Source organism: Undibacterium sp. Jales W-56, assembly GCF_025548535.1.
In the GTDB taxonomy this organism is placed as follows: domain Bacteria; phylum Pseudomonadota; class Gammaproteobacteria; order Burkholderiales; family Burkholderiaceae_D; genus Undibacterium.
In genome coordinates this window covers 552,465-569,399 of the sequence record NZ_JAJLQW010000003.1, presented here as the reverse complement: position 1 = coordinate 569,399, position 16,935 = coordinate 552,465, and the positions used below count along the sequence as shown (strand labels likewise).

At 54.0% G+C, this 16,935-nt stretch carries 13 protein-coding genes; 8 read left to right on the top strand and 5 right to left on the bottom strand.

All coding sequences use genetic code 11. The features are described 5' to 3' along the window. Nucleotides 1–201: 201 nt before the first annotated feature. Nucleotides 202–1,122, top strand: coding sequence for a cation diffusion facilitator family transporter (locus tag LPB67_RS11740; RefSeq protein ID WP_262837394.1), 921 nt, complete (start codon nucleotides 202–204; stop codon nucleotides 1,120–1,122). Nucleotides 1,123–1,314: 192 nt separating this feature from the next. Here the strand turns inward: LPB67_RS11740 and LPB67_RS11735 are convergent, their stop codons facing one another. From LPB67_RS11735 to LPB67_RS11715, 5 genes are all read right to left on the bottom strand, one after another. After that, a complete protein-coding gene (locus LPB67_RS11735; RefSeq protein ID WP_262837392.1) occupies nucleotides 1,315–4,011 on the bottom strand; it encodes a DUF1631 domain-containing protein in 2,697 nt (898 codons plus the stop codon). A gap of 120 nt (nucleotides 4,012–4,131) precedes the next feature. After that, a complete protein-coding gene (locus LPB67_RS11730) occupies nucleotides 4,132–6,723 on the bottom strand; it encodes a DNA topoisomerase III (RefSeq protein ID WP_262837391.1) in 2,592 nt (863 codons plus the stop codon). A 226-nt stretch (nucleotides 6,724–6,949) separates the two neighbouring features. Further along, the gene (locus LPB67_RS11725; RefSeq protein ID WP_262837390.1) at nucleotides 6,950–7,426 is read right to left on the bottom strand and encodes a DUF494 family protein; all 477 of its coding nucleotides are present in this window, start codon (nucleotides 7,424–7,426) and stop codon (nucleotides 6,950–6,952) included. A 208-nt stretch (nucleotides 7,427–7,634) separates the two neighbouring features. Beyond that, on the bottom strand, nucleotides 7,635–8,765 hold the full coding sequence (gene dprA, locus LPB67_RS11720) for a DNA-processing protein DprA (RefSeq protein ID WP_262837389.1): 1,131 nt from the start codon (nucleotides 8,763–8,765) through the stop codon (nucleotides 7,635–7,637). A 12-nt stretch (nucleotides 8,766–8,777) separates the two neighbouring features. Continuing rightward, nucleotides 8,778–9,872: a LysM peptidoglycan-binding domain-containing protein gene (locus tag LPB67_RS11715; RefSeq protein WP_262837388.1), complete on the bottom strand. Its 1,095-nt coding sequence runs from the start codon at nucleotides 9,870–9,872 to the stop codon at nucleotides 8,778–8,780. Nucleotides 9,873–10,016: 144 nt separating this feature from the next. Between LPB67_RS11715 and def the strand changes: the two genes are divergently transcribed. From def to LPB67_RS11680, 7 genes are all read left to right on the top strand, one after another. Continuing rightward, a complete protein-coding gene (gene def / locus LPB67_RS11710) occupies nucleotides 10,017–10,544 on the top strand; it encodes a peptide deformylase (protein ID WP_262837387.1) in 528 nt (175 codons plus the stop codon). Beyond that, a complete protein-coding gene (gene fmt, locus LPB67_RS11705; RefSeq protein ID WP_262837386.1) occupies nucleotides 10,544–11,500 on the top strand; it encodes a methionyl-tRNA formyltransferase in 957 nt (318 codons plus the stop codon). The genes def and fmt overlap by 1 nt, the downstream gene beginning before the upstream one ends. A gap of 481 nt (nucleotides 11,501–11,981) precedes the next feature. Continuing rightward, entirely contained in the window at nucleotides 11,982–13,169 is a 1,188-nt protein-coding gene (locus LPB67_RS11700; RefSeq protein WP_262837385.1) for a substrate-binding domain-containing protein, read from the top strand. Between the two features lie 143 nt (nucleotides 13,170–13,312). After that, nucleotides 13,313–14,098 carry an ABC transporter ATP-binding protein gene (locus LPB67_RS11695; protein WP_262837384.1) on the top strand — a complete coding sequence of 262 codons (786 nt, stop codon included), beginning with the start codon at nucleotides 13,313–13,315 and terminating at the stop codon, nucleotides 14,096–14,098. Next, entirely contained in the window at nucleotides 14,095–14,820 is a 726-nt protein-coding gene (locus LPB67_RS11690) for an ABC transporter ATP-binding protein (RefSeq protein WP_262837383.1), read from the top strand. Before LPB67_RS11695 ends, LPB67_RS11690 begins: the two co-directional genes overlap by 4 nt. Beyond that, nucleotides 14,817–15,797 carry a branched-chain amino acid ABC transporter permease gene (locus tag LPB67_RS11685; protein WP_262837382.1) on the top strand — a complete coding sequence of 327 codons (981 nt, stop codon included), beginning with the start codon at nucleotides 14,817–14,819 and terminating at the stop codon, nucleotides 15,795–15,797. The genes LPB67_RS11690 and LPB67_RS11685 overlap by 4 nt, the downstream gene beginning before the upstream one ends. After that, nucleotides 15,794–16,858, top strand: a complete 1,065-nt coding sequence (locus tag LPB67_RS11680; RefSeq protein ID WP_262837381.1) for a branched-chain amino acid ABC transporter permease — start codon at nucleotides 15,794–15,796, stop codon at nucleotides 16,856–16,858. The genes LPB67_RS11685 and LPB67_RS11680 overlap by 4 nt, the downstream gene beginning before the upstream one ends. The last annotated feature ends 77 nt before the right edge of the window (nucleotides 16,859–16,935 follow it).

Here is a 16,935-nt window from a genome sequence, read left to right as displayed (position 1 = left end):
CCTGCATTTCTCTTCCTGCCCCCGCCGCTTCTTGCGGCCCTCTCGGACCGCTTCCGCTGCGGGAGCCGAACTATAGCAAAGTCTCCCTCTTCATGACAAGCCTTTTCTCGCCCTGCATATCATTTAGTCTGTTTCGCTGGTTGCGACCTGCTTAAGAAGCCGGTATGTTGTCAGCTTGTTTATTACTCTCCAACTTACCTTATGTCCTCTCATTCCGATGGCTCTACCAAGGCTATTTTTTACGCGTTAGGTGCTAACGGCGGCATTGCAATTTCAAAATTTGCCGCTGCCGCCTTTACCGGGTCCGGCGCCATGCTGGCAGAGGCAATTCACTCTCTGGCGGATTGTGTAAATCAGATATTTCTTTTGCTTGGGCTAAAAGAAGCTCAACGCCCCGTCGATGCATCCCATCCCATGGGCTATGGTCGTGTCGTGTATTTCTGGGCCATGATGGTGGCTTTGCTGTTGTTTTTTATGGGGGGCGCATTTTCAGTTCTTGAAGGCATCAAGCATCTGGACCATCCCGAACCCATCAAGAATCCGCTGGTTGCGATCGCCGTATTAGGCATTTCTGTTTTGCTTGAGGGATTTTCCCTGTATGGCGCGATGAAAGAAATCCGCAAAATCTCCGGGGGAAAATCCTTCTTCACATGGTTCCGCGAAACGCGTCAATCTGAATTGATGGTCGTTGCGGGTGAAGACATCGCTGCACTTGCCGGCTTGGCGATCGCGTTCTTTGCAGTGTCATTAAGTGTTGTGACAGGCAATCCGTTTTGGGATGCGGCAGGCTCTATCTTGGTGGGGATTTTATTAATGATCATCGCCTTTTTTGTCATCAGAGAAGTCAAGGCCATGATCACCGGTGAATCGGCAGCGCCCGAAGTCAACGCCGCGATCAAAGCGCATATAGAAAATCATCCGCAGGTCGACCATGTCATCAACCTGATTACCCTGCAATGGGGTGATCAATTAATGATTGCGGTGCAGGCCAAAATGCAGGCTCAGGCATCCGACGTGGCATTGATCGCCGCCATTAACGAAGTCGAAGAAAGTCTGCAAGAACAGTGGCCGCACGCGAAGTGGTGTTTTTTTGAACCCGACATTGACTCAAGTAAAGAGTAAAAATTACTGGCGCAATGATTGAATAGGACTTACGCAAAGACCAAAATCTCTCACCACAGAGACGCAGAAAAAAGGCAAGAGAGGAAAGGCATCATGGTGTTTGACATTAAAACTAACCCGCAGGCTGGATGCGCCTGTTGGCACGAAATGCCTCTGAAAGCCGCCTCCGGCCTGCGGGTTCAATGTAGGGAATCAGGCGCTCAGGGATTTATCCATCTGGTCTGCAGATAACAGCAAGGATTGCACAGCCCGCTCAAATAAAGGCTCTTTTTCCATAAAACGGACATGGCCATGGTTCATCATGCGCTGGAACATGCGTACGCTCACCATCGATGGCTCGTCTTGCCCTTCCAGGCTCAAAACCAGATTGCTCAAATTCGGGTTGACCCAATTTAAGCGTCCCAAGCTCGGCTTGCCGCCCACATTAATTTCCAAAGCAATGCCGCTGCGCAAACGCTCTTGAATAAGCGCCGGGGTTAGTTCTATCTGGCTGTCGCGCAGCAAAATATCCTTGCTCTCGTGCGGTAATTCCTGATCGAATACCTGATCCAGCATCTGCACTTTGAGATCAAGTTCTTTAATTGCCTGATCCAGGTACTGCTGATTTTTTGCCAGATCCTTGTACTCGTTTACCTCTTCCTCGGTTGCCTCAGGATTACTGACAAAATTATCAAAATGCTGGTGAATTGCAGACAAAGTCGGGACTTGCGCAACAGTCTGTGAATGAGAAGCTCTCAAGGCGCTGGTATGCGCATCGACTAACCAGTTCAACAATGTTTGCTGGGCGGCAGGATCCCATTTGATCAAGGCCAAACCCTCTCGCAAGGTAGTGAGGATGACGGGCAACAGGGCGAACAACTGGGTTTTGTCATCCTCTTTAAGTTTAGGAATAATGCTCCACAGCAGATCGGGAACCAGCAGGCGATAGCGACGGGCGCGCTTGGCATCCTTACGTTCCGCTTGTTCTATCGCATGCACCCAAGTGTTTTCTAAAAACGCCTTGAGGTAGCCATCAATCGTCAAACCCAGCAGCGCTTCCGCTAATTGTGCCGCTGTATGTACAAATCTCAATGTCCGGTTTTGCACCTGTTCGACGGCATCGATCGTGCGCTCAATATTTTTATCGCTCGCCCTCAATTCTTGCGCGATAAAAACATCAAATTCATCCAGCATTTTTGCGAACAGAACCACGCTCTCGCTCTCATCGTGCAATAGGACTTCAACGATGCGGCAGATCTCGGCAGTAATATGCGCGCCGGTAGGATCGAGCTGCTTCAAACCCAAGGAAATGGATCCAATACGGTTCACCAGCATGCGTGCCGGGTGCCCCTTTTGCGTCAGCAGGGAAGTGTCGCGTAACGCCAGCTTCAGCACCAAAAACTGCAAGCGCCCCAATTGCGCGCGAATTTCAGCAGGAACCTGGCTGTCGCGAAGAATGAACTCAAACAACATCGCCACGATGTCGATCGTCATCTGCTCATCGACATCTTTAGTCATCTCATTTAATGCCGATCTTTGCTCCAAGATCAGGTTGCGAACTTCGCCCCGTCCGTCCAGCATCTCCGTTGTGGCGGGAGTTTGCGCTCTTTGCATGCCTTGCAAGGACCGGGTAAGAGCAGAGCTATTCGTGGCGTCTCCGCTATCAGGGATGGCTTGGCCATTGTGAAGAGCGCTTTGATCAGCGGCTTGATTAGCAGGATGCGCCGCGTGGCCGGTGGAAGAATAATGACCCGATTGCGCAAAGTGATTGGCGGAAACGGACGTATCAGGCGCATGGCCGCTGGCGCTAGTTGGCTGCGGCCCATGCGTACCGCTATGACGAAATCCCGCCGCTGCGGCACGCTCCTCCGGTGAAGCTGATCCATTGGAAAAGAATTTTCTCAATACGCTGCCGACCGCCTGACCGCCGGAGAGCCAGCCAAATTTACTCTGCGACGTCGGTTCGGATGCAGACTCATGGTCGTGAGCATATCCCGCAGATCGTGGAACTGAGGATCCCTGGGTTGCCGCTGCATTACCGCCTGACAAACCCGATGCCATGCCGCGCACCGAATCAAACAGCTGTTCCATTCTGCGTTTGGGCGTATCCACCGACAACGCCCTTGCATCGACATTGTATTGTTTCCCGCCGATGTCATAAGTAGCCGCATTCATTCTTGCGCGGCCATGTTGAAAAATTTGCTCTTCGCTTTCCTCGCCTGAAGTCTCTTCGGGCAAAGCGTCTCCGGCAACCGAGGTTGGGGATTTTTTTATTTTAAACTGCAATTGCGCAGCAACACCGTTTTGCGCCAGATGGGTATTCACATCCTTGTAAATCCCGGCAACAAAGCTCGCAAAATTTGCTGCCAGTTGCTCCAGCAAGACCGCAGATAACTCCGGGCTTAAACCAAAACTTTCAATCGACGTTGCCGTACAACGCGAGAACAGGTAGGGGCGAAATGGGTTTTCTCTCTCTTTGATGGTGTCCTGCTCAAACAATAACGCGACCCGGATATTCAAATCACGCAACTGCTCTTCAGCCTCGCTGCGGAAACGCTTGGTAATATCATTGATCCTCAACTCGTCCTCAAACGCGGATGAGTCAATTAAAGACAGGTTATCCGCGTTGCCGTCTAAAGCAGACGAGGGCCGGAATGTGTTGTAAGTAGTCTGGAAGCTGCGATTGAGCAGATGTTCCATGCTATTGCCCATTTGCTGCACAAAAACTTCACCTTTGTCCTGCAGCACACTACGGGCGTTCAGGTAGCGGCCTTGTTCAGATGAGGAATGACTAAGATCTGCCTTACCGAATAGCTCTTCTATGCTACGCGGCAAAGTCTTTTGAACTGCGGCAATAAAGGCGCGCATGAATTCTGCGCGCGTCGTCGCCAATAAATCATTTGGATCCATATTCTTCCTTGGGTCTCAGCCAGGCGGCTTGCATGGAGAACAGTCCAAACTATAAACCAGATACTTGTCTTATGTATATGGCAATACGATATGCGAACAATAATTTTTGTTAAATATGCGTTAAGCAGCTTTTTTCTTGCTCGCTGTCGTTTTTTTAACGGCCTTTGCAACCGTCTTTACAGGTTTCGCCGCGACCTCGTCAGAGGCGGTGGCCGTCTTTGCTTTTGCCGGCGCTTTTGCTTTGCGCTCTTCAAACTCAAAACTCACTTTGCCATCTTTGCCGCGGACTAAAAACGCCTTGAACGGACGACGGGTACGTTGTGAGATAAAGCCTGGCAACAAATCGGTTTTACCTTCATTGAGCAATTTGCTCATTTGTTCAGGCAAGATTTCTTGTTGCAGGATAATGCGGCCGCTACGGAAATCACATGCCTTAGGCCTGGCAACGGTTTTTTCGCAGACATAGGTCAAACCCATTTCGTAGACGCCGTTGCCGCATTTCGGACATGGCCCCAATGAAGTGTGTTCCGTAAAATCCACCGGCTCGGCATCTTCATCATCCTGGTTCTGACCGAAATCGAACTCCAGCTTGAAATTATTATGCTCTTCATCGCGCACGATTTTAAGGATCGCCGCAAAAGGGCGGCCCATTTTTGAACGGAAGCCTTGTAGCGGGCCGATCTCGCGCTTGCTCAACACCTCTTCGACTTCGGCCACCTCAAATTGACGGCTGCCTGGTGTTTTGCTCATCGAAAACTCGCACTTGGTGCAGGCAAAACGACGATAGTTCTCTTTCACGACACCGCCGCAATTCGGGCAAGGCGTATGCAAGGTCGCATAATCGCCTGGTATCGTATCGTTATCGTATTCTTTGGCGCGCTTGACGATGATTTGCGTCATTTGGGCGATTTCGCGCATGAACTCTTCGCGACTGATCTTGCCGCGTTCCATTTGCGACAGCTTGTATTCCCATTCGCCGGTTAATTCCGGCGAAGTCAGTTCATCCACGCCGAGGCCGCGCAACAGTGTCATCAGCTGAAACGCTTTCGCGGTCGGCAATAACTCGCGGCCTTCACGCAACAGGTATTTTTCGTTGAGCAAGCCCTCGATGATGGCGGCCCGGGTCGCTGGCGTACCGAGACCTTTGCCAGCCATGGCTTCGCGTAAATCCTCATCATCCACCAACTTGCCCGCCCCTTCCATCGCAGACAATAAGGTGGCTTCAGAATAGCGTGCCGGTGGCTTGGTGACTAAAGCATTGGCGATAATTTTTTCCGTCTTGACTTTCTCACCCTTGGCGACGGCGACCAGATTACCCTTGTTTTCCGGATCATTGTCGTCCAGGATTTCTTTGCCATAAATCGCCAGCCAACCGGGATTGGTCATGACCTTGCCTTCGGTCTTGAACTGATGGCCGGAGACTTCGGTGATGCGGGTCGTGACCTGAAATTCCGCCGCCGGGAAAAACACCGACATGAAGCGACGCGTCACCAGGTCATACAGTTTTTGCTCGGGCTCGGACAAATTCTTTGGTGCCTGACCGGTAGGAATGATCGCAAAGTGATCGCTGATCTTGGCGTTGTCAAAAATCCGTTTATTCGGCTTGACCCAGTTATTGTTTAAAATCTGGGCGGCGAACTGGTAGTAATTATTGTTTTCCGAGACCGTTTCCAAGGTCTGCTTGACCGTTGCCAGATAATCTTCCGGCAGGTGGCGCGAATCGGTACGCGGGTAAGTCAGCACCTTGTGTTTCTCATACAAAGCCTGCGCCAGACCCAGGGTATTTTTGGCAGAAAAGCCGAAACGGGAATTGGCCTCGCGCTGCAAGCTCGTTAAATCGAACAAAGCCGGCGCCATCTGCGTCGCCGGTTTGGATTCTTCGCTGACATTACCCTGCTTGCCGCGGCAGGCCGCCACGATAGACTCCGCCGCCGCTTTGCTCCACAGGCGCTCGGCTTTTCTCTCGGTATCGTGCTCGTCTTTTTTGAACTGATGGTCTAACCAGCGACCTTCGTAAATCCCGGCGGCGCAGACGAATTCGGCGCGTACTTCCCAGAAATCGCGGGACACGAATTTTTTAATCTTCTCTTCGCGCTCGACCACGATCGACAGTGTTGGCGTCTGCACCCGACCTACCGTGGTCAGGTAAAAACCGCCTTCTTTGGAGTTGAAGGCCGTCATGGCGCGGGTGCCATTGATGCCGATCAGCCAGTCGGCCTCGGAACGGCAACGGGCGGCATCCGCCAGCGGCAGCATCGATTCATCGCTGCGCAATTTAGTGAAGCCTTCGCGGATTGCGGCGGGCGTCATTGACTGCAACCACAGGCGACTGACCGGCTGCTTGGCTTTCGCATGCTGCGCAATCAGGCGAAAAATCAATTCCCCTTCGCGGCCCGCGTCACAGGCGTTGATCAGGGCGGTCACGTCTTTACGTTTGATCAGCTTGTTCAGCACCTTCAAGCGCGATTCTGTCTTGGCAATCGGATTCAGCGCGAAATGCGGCGGGATCATCGGCAAATGCGTGAAGCTCCATTTGCCGCGTTTGACGTCGTATTCTTCGGGGACGGTGATTTCCAGCAGATGACCCACTGCGGAGGACAGCACATACTCGTCAGATTCAAAATAATCATCATGTTTAGTGAAGCCGCCCAGCGTTTTCGCTATGTCGTTCGCGACGGAAGGCTTCTCGGCAATGATGAGGGTTTTGGTCATGGTGTTGTTTCTCAGTCGTTTCTGTGTTGACTCTATATGGGAGGCGGACTCGATCGGGGCGAATAAGGCCAAACCAAGCAAGACTTGCCTAAATCAGGACTGCAGCAGGCGCACCAAGCATGTGCGTCAGCAGGTATATTAAAGGCGAATGATAAACGTGAACTACAAAAAACTGCAATCAGATGTTTTTTTTGCCACAAAACAGCGAATGGCGATCATTTTGTCTCTAATGCAGCAAACGGGGCTCGCTTTCTTCGTCCGACAACAAGAGTTCGTCGAACATCAGCATGTCGGGTTCCTTGCCCTGGCTCCACAGCATCATCAGCACGATGACCTTGAGTTTATCCAAAGGAACCGGGGAATCATGGATCGCGACAGCACGTTCAATCACAATCTCGCGCTGTTGTGAATTAATCAGCCCGGCAGATTCAAGGAAATGCAAGAAACCCATCGCGGGCGTGCCCAGCGCAGCAATTTCACGGGCGGCATAGACACGGAAACCCTTGGAAGCAAGGGCGTCTGGTTCCGGCAACTTGTCTAATTCATTGGTGGTGTCGGCCAGCACCGTGAGCCAATCCAGCGCTTCGGAAATTTCATCATCCTCAAAGCCGACGGCGGAGAGTTTTTTAGCTAACACCGCCGTATCCGGACAGGCATCTGGACGGTAATAGGTTTCGTAGAGGTATACAAGAATATCGAACATGTCGTTACTGTAGCCTCAAGGAGAATTCTAAACAAGCCCCGTTTGAACGGATTTCAGACAGAACTTGCTTGTTTATCGATACTACATCCCAGTATTTTAACAGCCGCTTACAAACCGTGCGGCTCAAGCCATTTTTTACCTATACTCCTGAAATATCAAACTTAGATAGCAGAATTACATGGCTCTGGGAAGATCTGGCTCAGTTGGCCTAGCCAAGACGCTTTACCATTGCCCCCGGCAATTGCTCTATATGGCCATCGAGCTCCAGCGTCAATAATAAGGCACTCAAGCCGGCAACCTCGATTCCCAGGCGCTCGACCAGATGATCAACATGCACCGGGTCATATCCTATCGCGTCCAGCAAACTTTGATCGGCACCAGTGATTGCAGGAGATGCGGCCTCACTCGATGCCATATCAGGTGGCTGGATCGCGGCTGGACTCATTGGCGGCAAAAACCGCAATTCATCCAAAATATCCTGCGCCGTATCGACCAGCTTGGCACCTTGCTTAATCAACTGGTGACACCCTTTGGCAAGGGGCGAATGGATGGATCCGGGGATTGCAAACACGTCGCGCCCCTGTTCCGCTGCCATCCGTGCCGTAATCAGCGACCCCGACTGCGCTGCCGCCTCGATCACCAACACCCCTTTTGCCAGGCCGGAAATCAAGCGATTGCGACGCGGGAAGTTAGATGCGATGGCCGGCATGCCTAGCGGGTACTCACTGACAATGCAACCGCCGTCAGCAATCAGGTGTGCCAGCGTCCGATTGCGGGCCGGATACACGATATCGGCACCGGTACCGATCACCGCCACGGTCGAACCGGCACCGCGCAAGGCACCGTAATGGGCGGCCGCATCAATGCCCGCCGCCATCCCGGAACTGATCGTCAGGCCGGCCTTGCTTAAGGCTTCCGAAAATTGCTCGGCATTACGGATACCCTGCGCAGTCGCGTTCCTGCTGCCGACCACGGCGACGGTCGGTGCATCAAGCAAAGCCAGGCGACCTTTAACATACAGCAGGACGGGAGGATCGGGAATATCGAGCAAGGCGCGCGGATAGTGCGCATCCGCCAAGGTCAACAGCTGGTTGCCCGCCTGGCCGCTCCAGGCTTGGGTCAACTCGATTTGCTGCTGCAGTTGCCCGGATACAGGCTGTAACAGGGCTCTAGCGATTTTGGCAGAGACGACCTGGCTGATAGCAGTAAATTCGGCCGCAAAAATGCGGGAAGGCAGGCCAAACGCCGCCAGCAGCTGGCGCGCCGTTTCGGGTCCGACCCCGGGCGTCTGTTCCAGCCGGAGCCAGTCCACCCAGTCGCTGTGTGGAATCACAGACACGCTGATTTCAGACTATTTATCGGGAGAGGTCGCCAGATCGCCGACGGCAACCGTATCATTCACCGTCATAATCAGACCGTAAGAAATATTCTCGAAAACGCGGAAAACAAACAAGTTACCGTAATGCTCATCCGGCAAACGAATCGGTTTTTTCCCATCCGTCTTGTCCTGAACAATCTTTCCGTAGCGTGACAATTCAAGCACCGTCCCGATGTTCAGACCGGCATTCGTACCTTTGTTGATGCTGACGACCTGATTCTGTCCAGCCTGGCTGACGCCGCCGTAAATCGACACGATGCGCGCCCGCACCTCCTGCTCCGGAGCATGCGGCACATAGTTCTGGATGGGGGTCGGAGGAACAGGCATCAGGCGATCGCCGACTGCCATCTCCTCTTTGGCGCTGGCCACAACAAAACTATCCACGCCGTCGACCGTTTTAGCGGTGCGCTCTAGTTTCAAGGTACCTAGATATACCGCCTCATAGCCAATCACTGCATTGTTTTCAGGATCTTTGAGCGGCACGCCAGGGCGGAATACCTGGAACGAGGTCCCGCCTTTCAGGTCCCCGCGCACATAGGCTTTGTCGTTCTTAGCCAGAATCACCCTGCCCTCCTGAGTCGCGACAATCCGCGGCGCAGTCAGCAAGGTATCTTTTTCTATGACCAGGGGTTGCGATAAAAACGGCTCAATCAGGTTGGACGGTATCGCTGTTATCGCGTTTCTTCCGGTATTTTCGGTACGAATCTGCGGCTGCAATCGGCCCGAATCGGTAATTGAGCCATCCCCCACATTGTTACCCAAACGCAAGCGGCCATTGATGCGGTCAAAGTAAACGATCTGATTAGGATAAATCCAGTGCGGGTTACGGATTTCATCGCGGTTCATGCCCCACACTTCAGGCCAGCACCATGGATTGCTCAGGAATTTCCCGGAAATTCCCCATAAAGTGTCGCCCTTTACGACCACATGCTTATCCGGTGCATCCGGTAAAAACGTGCATTTGCCGGCCTTGGCTGCACGAGCTGCTTCTTGCGCGGACGCCTGCGAACTCGCCACTACCGGGAAGGCGACAGCGATAAGTAAGGCGATTGTGCTAAACTTTTTCATGAATGTTGTCCGATGCATGCTGCTGGATGATGAAGCGAATGGGCAGGCACTAACTTGCCAAAGTGAATCAAATTTTGCCCATAAATCATTGAACTAGCAAGAAAAACCGCATCGCAACACCCTTTCGTTGTTGTGAAAAGCCTTATGTCTATACTAAATATCCTGCGTTACCCCGATCCACGTTTGCATAAAGTGGCTAAACCCGTCGCCGCTTTTGATGAACGCATCAAGAAACTTGCCGCCGATATGGCCGAAACCATGTACGACGCGCCCGGCGTCGGCCTGGCCGCTTCGCAGGTCGATGTGCACGAGCAACTGGTGGTCATTGATACCTCAGAAACCAATACCGAATTACGCGTGTTCATCAACCCGGAAATCACCTGGGCCAGTGAAGAAAAGAAAATCTATGACGAGGGCTGCCTGTCCGTTCCCGGCGTGTACGACGGAGTAGAACGTCCTGCCGAAGTCAAAGTGCGCGCCTTTGATGTCGATGGCCAGCCGTTCGAACTCCACGCCGACGGCTTGCTGGCGGTCTGTATCCAGCATGAAATGGATCATCTGAAAGGCAAGGTCTTCGTCGAATACCTGTCGCCCCTGAAGCGCAACCGCATCAAAACCAAGATGCTCAAAGAAGAACGCGAAGAGCAGCGCAGCAAGATGAAGGTGCGCTGATGCGCGTGATCTTCGCCGGCACCCCTGAATTCGCCGCGGTCGCTTTGCACGCGATCCATGCCGCGGGTTTCGAGATTCCGCTGGTGCTGACGCAGCCGGACCGGCCGGCCGGCCGGGGGATGCAATTGCACGCTTCGGCAGTCAAGCAATTCGCCTTGCAACACGGCATTCCGGTTGCGCAACCCGTCTCTTTAAAGCTGGACGGAAAATATCCTGAGATCGCACAAGAAGCGCATGAGGTGCTGCGCAGCACGCCGCATGATGTGATGGTGGTCGCGGCTTACGGACTGATCTTGCCGCGCTCGGCACTCGATATTCCGCCACTCGGCTGCATCAATATTCACGGCTCTCTGCTGCCACGCTGGCGTGGCGCTGCGCCTATCCATCGGGCGATCGAAAATGGCGACCGGCAGACCGGCATCACCATCATGCAAATGGAAGAAGGTCTGGACACCGGCCCTATGCTGCAGATGCAAAGCATCGCGATTGCCGGTGACGACACCACCGGCAGTCTGCACGACAAGCTGGCGCAACTCGGCGGCGCCATGATCGTGCAGACTTTGCGCCAGATGCAGCAGGGTCCGGTACCTGCCACGGTACAGCCAGAGCAAGGCGTTAGCTATGCCGCCAAAATCAGCAAAGACGAGGCGGCTCTGGATTTCAATGCAAGCGCCGAACAGCTCGCCAGAAAAATCCGCGCCTTCAATCCTTTCCCCGGCGCGCATGCGAATGTCGGCGGCACTACCGTCAAAATCTGGCATGCCCAGGCCCTCGACCTCAGCTCTGGCAAAGCACCCGGCAGCGTACTCAGCGCCAATGCGCAGGATGGCATCATCGTCGCCTGCGGCACTCACAGCCTGCGCCTGACGGAACTGCAAAAGCCAGGCGGCAAGCGTTTAGCCGTCGCCGAATTCCTCAAAGGCTTTGCGATAGAAGCCGGCCAAAACTTTAGCTGACATTAACTGCTTTTTGATTCATCCACTTGCATGAAAAATATACTACCTGGCAGTATATTTATCATCCGCTTATAGAATCTGCGGATAAAGCATGGTTTTTAAGCATACTCCCCAAGATACTCTTACTGCCTAAAATTCATCGAGCGCTGCATCCTGGCCATTCGAGCAGGACTTACGCTGCGCCCTCGTCCCATTGGCAAAAAACCGGCGATACAGGTATTTCTACTGTATTGTTTTTGCCAGTTGCCAAATATAGTATCGAAAACTACAAAACAAGCTAAGGAAATTCTGCGGCGCCTTTAGTGATTGGCAGAGTCTTCTTACAGATAAGAGCAACAGGAGACCGGGGATAAGCATCATCCCCCGCAACACGCGCTCATGACTGAACTGCGTCCAACCGCTACCCAGTCATGAGCGCGGAGTCTCCAGGTCGCCGTCGATGGTGATAACCACAAAAATTACTAGCCAAACAGGAGACTCCATGAAACGTTTTGCCCTTAGCGCGCTCACCCTGCTCACCCTGAGCGCCTCCGGCCTCCATGCACACGCCAAAGATATCAAGATTGCCCATGTGTATGACAAAACCGGTCCGCTCGAAGCCTATGCCAAACAAACCCAGATCGGCTTGATGATGGGCCTGGATTACGCGACCAAGGGCAGCATGATGGTCAATGGCAATAAGATCGTCGTGATTGAAAAAGACAGCCAGGGCAAACCCGACATGGGTAAATCGTTGCTGGCGCAGGCCTATGGCGATGACAAGGTCGATCTGGCGATCGGCCCCACCTCATCGGGCGTCGCACTGGCGATGCTGCCGATCGCCGAAGAGTACAAAAAATTGCTGATCGTCGAACCCGCCGTGGCCGACTCGATCACCGGCGACAAGTGGAATCGCTACATCTTCCGCACCGGTCGCAATTCATCGCAGGATGCGATTTCGAATGCGGTCGCGCTGGACAAGCCGGGCGTGGTGATTGCCACCTTGGCGCAGGATTATGCGTTTGGCCGCGATGGCGTCAAAGCCTTCAAACAATCGCTGTCAGGCAAAGGCGCAAAACTGGTACATGAAGAATACCTGCCGACCACCACCACCGATTTCACTGCGGGTGCGCAACGCCTGATCGATAAACTCAAAGACCAGCCGGGTCGCAAAGTCATTTTTGTACTCTGGGCAGGCGCAGGCAATCCTTTCAAAATCGCCGATCTGGATCTGAAGCGTTACGGCATAGAGATCGCTACCGGCGGCAATATCCTGCCAGCCATGGCGGCCTATAAAAACTTCCCCGGCATGGAAGGCGCGACGTATTACTACTTCGGCATTCCGAAAAATCCGGTCAACGAATGGCTGGTGGCGAATCACTACAAGCAGTACAAAACACCGCCTGATTTTTTCACCGCGGGCGGCATGACGGCAGGAATTGCAGCGGTGGAAGCCTTGACCAGAGCGGGCAAAGACACCGGCACCGAGAATCTGATCAAGACCATGGAAGGCATGGAATTCCAGACGCCGAAAGGCAAAATGATCTTCCGCAAAGAAGATCATCAGGCGCTGCAATCGATGTATCACTTCAAGATCAAAGTCGATCCTGCGTTTGCCTGGGGCGTGCCGGAACTGGTGCGTGAACTGAAGATAGAAGAGATGGCTGTTCCGATCAAGAACAAGCGTTGATCCATCGGCGAGCTGAACACACCGCGCTGCGCAGAGACCATCCGACGGCAATCTGGCAGCGCGTCATGTGGTACATCTGCAGCAGCCAGGCTTTCGCCAAGACGGTCAATTCGAGCCGATGTTGAATCCATCAAAAGGTCTCCATGAGCATTTCGCTAGAAACGCGCGCGCTGACGGTCAATTTCGGCGGGCATATCGCGGTCAACCAGGTATCCTGTGCCTTCTCGCCCGGCACCCTGACAGCCATCGTCGGACCGAACGGCGCCGGCAAAACTACCTATTTCAATCTGATCTCGGGCCAGTTGCCGATCACCGGTGGCCAGGTGCTGCTGCACGGTCAGGATCTGAGCAGACAAAATGCCGCCAGCCGCGCCCAGCGCGGCCTGGGGCGCGCCTTCCAGCTGACCAATTTATTCCCCCGGTTAACGGTCATGGAAAATGTCCGGCTGGCGATACAGGCACGCGTGCAAAGCCGAGAAAAATACGGACTGCAATTGCTCTCGACCTGGTTCTCGCACGCCGGCTGGATCCGGGAAGCCGACGAGATTCTGACCCGCATCGCACTGATTCAACGACGCGATATGCGTGCCGCCGAATTGCCCCACGGCGATCAGCGCAAACTGGAAGTCGGCCTGCTGCTGGCAATGCAACCCAGCGTATTCATGTTCGATGAACCGACCGCAGGCATGAGCCATGACGAAGCACCCGTGATCCTCGATCTGATCGCCGCTATCCAGCAACAACGCGATAAAACCATACTCCTGGTAGAACACAAAATGGACGTGGTAGAACGCCTGGCAGATCGCATCATCGTGCTGAACCAGGGACAACTGGTCGCTGACGGCAAACCTGCCGAGGTCATGCAATCGAAAGTAGTACAGGAAGCCTATCTCGGGGTAGCCGCCGAATCTGCGGAGGTCGCAGCATGAGCGATATCCTGTTGCAATTGAGCGGCGTGCACACCCATATCGGCCCGTATCACATTCTGCAAGGGGTTGATCTATCGGTACCGCGCGCTCAACTGACCATGCTGCTCGGACGCAACGGCGCGGGCAAGAGTACGACTTTGCGCACCATCATGGGCTTGTGGCGTGCCAGCGCCGGCAGCATCACCCTGGAGCAGACTGCGCTCACGCAACTTGCTACCGCCGACATCGCGCTGCGCGGGATAGCCTATGTGCCCGAGAATATGGGCATCTTCAGCGACCTGAGCGTGCGCGAAAACATGCTGCTGGCCGCCCGCTCCGGCCCCATCAATCAGCAGCGTCTCGACTGGATCTTTTCCCTGTTCCCGGCACTCCAGCAATTCTGGCAAAAACCTGCCGGCAAACTCTCCGGCGGCCAAAAACAAATGGTCGCCATCAGCCGCGCCATCATCGAGAAGCGCAAGCTCTATATGTTCGACGAACCATCGAAAGGATTGGCACCCGTGATGGTCAACAGCATGATCAGCGCTTTGCGCGAACTCAAGAAAGAAGGCGCGACGATTTTGCTGGTGGAACAAAATCTGGCGGTAGCGCAAGCGCTCGGCGACCGCGTCGCCGTGATGGATTCCGGCAAGATTATTCATCAGGGCAGCATGCAGGAATTCAGCGGCAACGCAGCACTGCAGCAGCAATTGCTGGGCCTGAATGTGGGAGCGCATGCATGAATTCGATGAATCAGAATTTACCTAAACTCCTGATCCCGGCAGTCATGCTCGGCTCGCTGGCATTACTGCCGAGCCTGCCGACCTGGATCACCTTGACGGTTGCGGGTCTCGCCATGGGCATGATGATCTTCATCATGGCCAGCGGCCTGACCCTGGTATTCGGCCTGATGGATGTGATGAACTTCGGGCATGGCGTATTCATCGCGATCGGGGCCTTTGTCGCTAGCAGCGTGCTGTTGCCGCTGGCGGGATGGATGCAGGCCGATAACGTCGCGCTGAACCTGCTGGCGATCGGCATGGCAATGGCAGCGGCGGCGATCGTTGCGGGCTTGCTGGGCTGGGGTTTTGAGCGCGTCATCATCCGTCCGGTGTACGGCATGCACCTGACCCAGATCCTGATCACGACGGGCGGCCTGATCATTGCAGAGCAATTGATTCATGTGATCTGGGGACCCGAGCAAATCCCGCTGACGCGTCCGGCGAGTTTGCGCGGCTCATGGATTTTCGGCGATGTCGCGATTGAAAAATTCCGCGTGATCGCGGTGCTGCTCGGCCTGCTGATTTTTATCTCGATGTGGCTGATCCTGAATCGCACCAAGCTCGGCCTGTTAATCCGCGCCGGGGTGGAAAATCCCGACATGGTGGAGACGCTGGGCTACAAGATCCGCCGCCTGTTTGTCGGTGTCTTTGTCGCCGGTTCGGCCTTGGCCGGCATCGGCGGCGTGTTATGGGGCTTGTATCAGGAGACCGTCACCGCCACCATGGGCGCGCAACTGATGGTGCTGATCTTCATCGTGATCATCATCGGCGGCCTGGGCTCGGTTGGCGGCTGTTTCGCGGGCGCTTTGCTGGTCGGTTTGCTGGCGAACTATGTCGGCTTCCTGGCACCTAAAGTTGCGCTGGGTGCGAATATTTTGCTGATGGTCTTGATCTTGTTATGGCGGCCCCAGGGTCTTTTTCCGGTGGCATCGCGATGAAATTGAATACTGCTTCCCTGCTGTCCGGCGATACCCCGAGAAGCCGCATCCTGGCGATCCTGATGCTCCTGCTGTTGCTGGGACTGTTGCTGGCACCGGCGATTTTTTCCGGAACCAGGGCGCTGAATGTGGCCGCCAAAATCTGCGTGTTTATTGTGCTCGCGAGCAGCTACGATTTATTGCTGGGCTATACCGGCATCGTGTCCTTTGCGCATACGATGTTTTTTGGCATCGGCGTGTACGGTGTCGGGATTGCCATGTCGCGCTTTGAAGTCAGCTGGCTGGCGTTATTCGCAGGCGCAGCCTGCGCCTTATTGTTGACCCTGGTATTGGCGCTGCTGCTGGGCATGTTATCGCTGCGCGTGAGGACGATATTTTTCGCCATGATGTCGCTGGCGCTGGCAAATTTCTTCGCGATTCTGGCCTCGCAGTTTTCGGATTTTACCGGCGGCGAAGATGGCCTGAATTTTAAGTTGCCGGAGCTGTTATCGCCCGCTACCCAGTTCTTTGACAACCCCATTTTCGGCATAGACTGGAATGGCAAAACCCTAAGCTATTACCTGGTGTATTTTTGCGCGTTGCTGCTATTTTTGTTTTGCCTGCGCATTGTCAATTCGCCTTTTGGCCGTGTGTTGCAGGCCGTGCGCGAAAATGATTTTCGGGTTGCTGCGATAGGATTTAATCCGGTGACATACCGGACTGTCGGCAATTGCCTGTCGGCGATGCTGGCGTGCTGTGCCGGCATCTTGTATGCGATCTGGCTGCGCTATGTCGGTCCGGATACCGCGTTGAGTTTCGACATCATGATCGATATTTTATTAATGGTGGTCATCGGCGGTATGGGCTCGATGTATGGTGCTGCCTTGGGCGCGGCGATCCTGGTGATCTCGCAAAATTATCTGCAGGATGGGATGAAGCTGCTGCACGACAGCCTGGAAAGCGCGCCGTTCATTGCCAATTTTTTCCATCCCGACCGCTGGCTGCTGTGGCTGGGCGTGCTGTTTGTGCTCTCGGTGTATTACCTGCCGCTGGGGATAGTGGGCAAGCTCAGGCAATCCTGAATTTCCGCTTGATTGCATAGAGCCATGACGCCAAATTCACGTTACCTCAGCTGCTACAAGCGCGAACTCCACGTCAT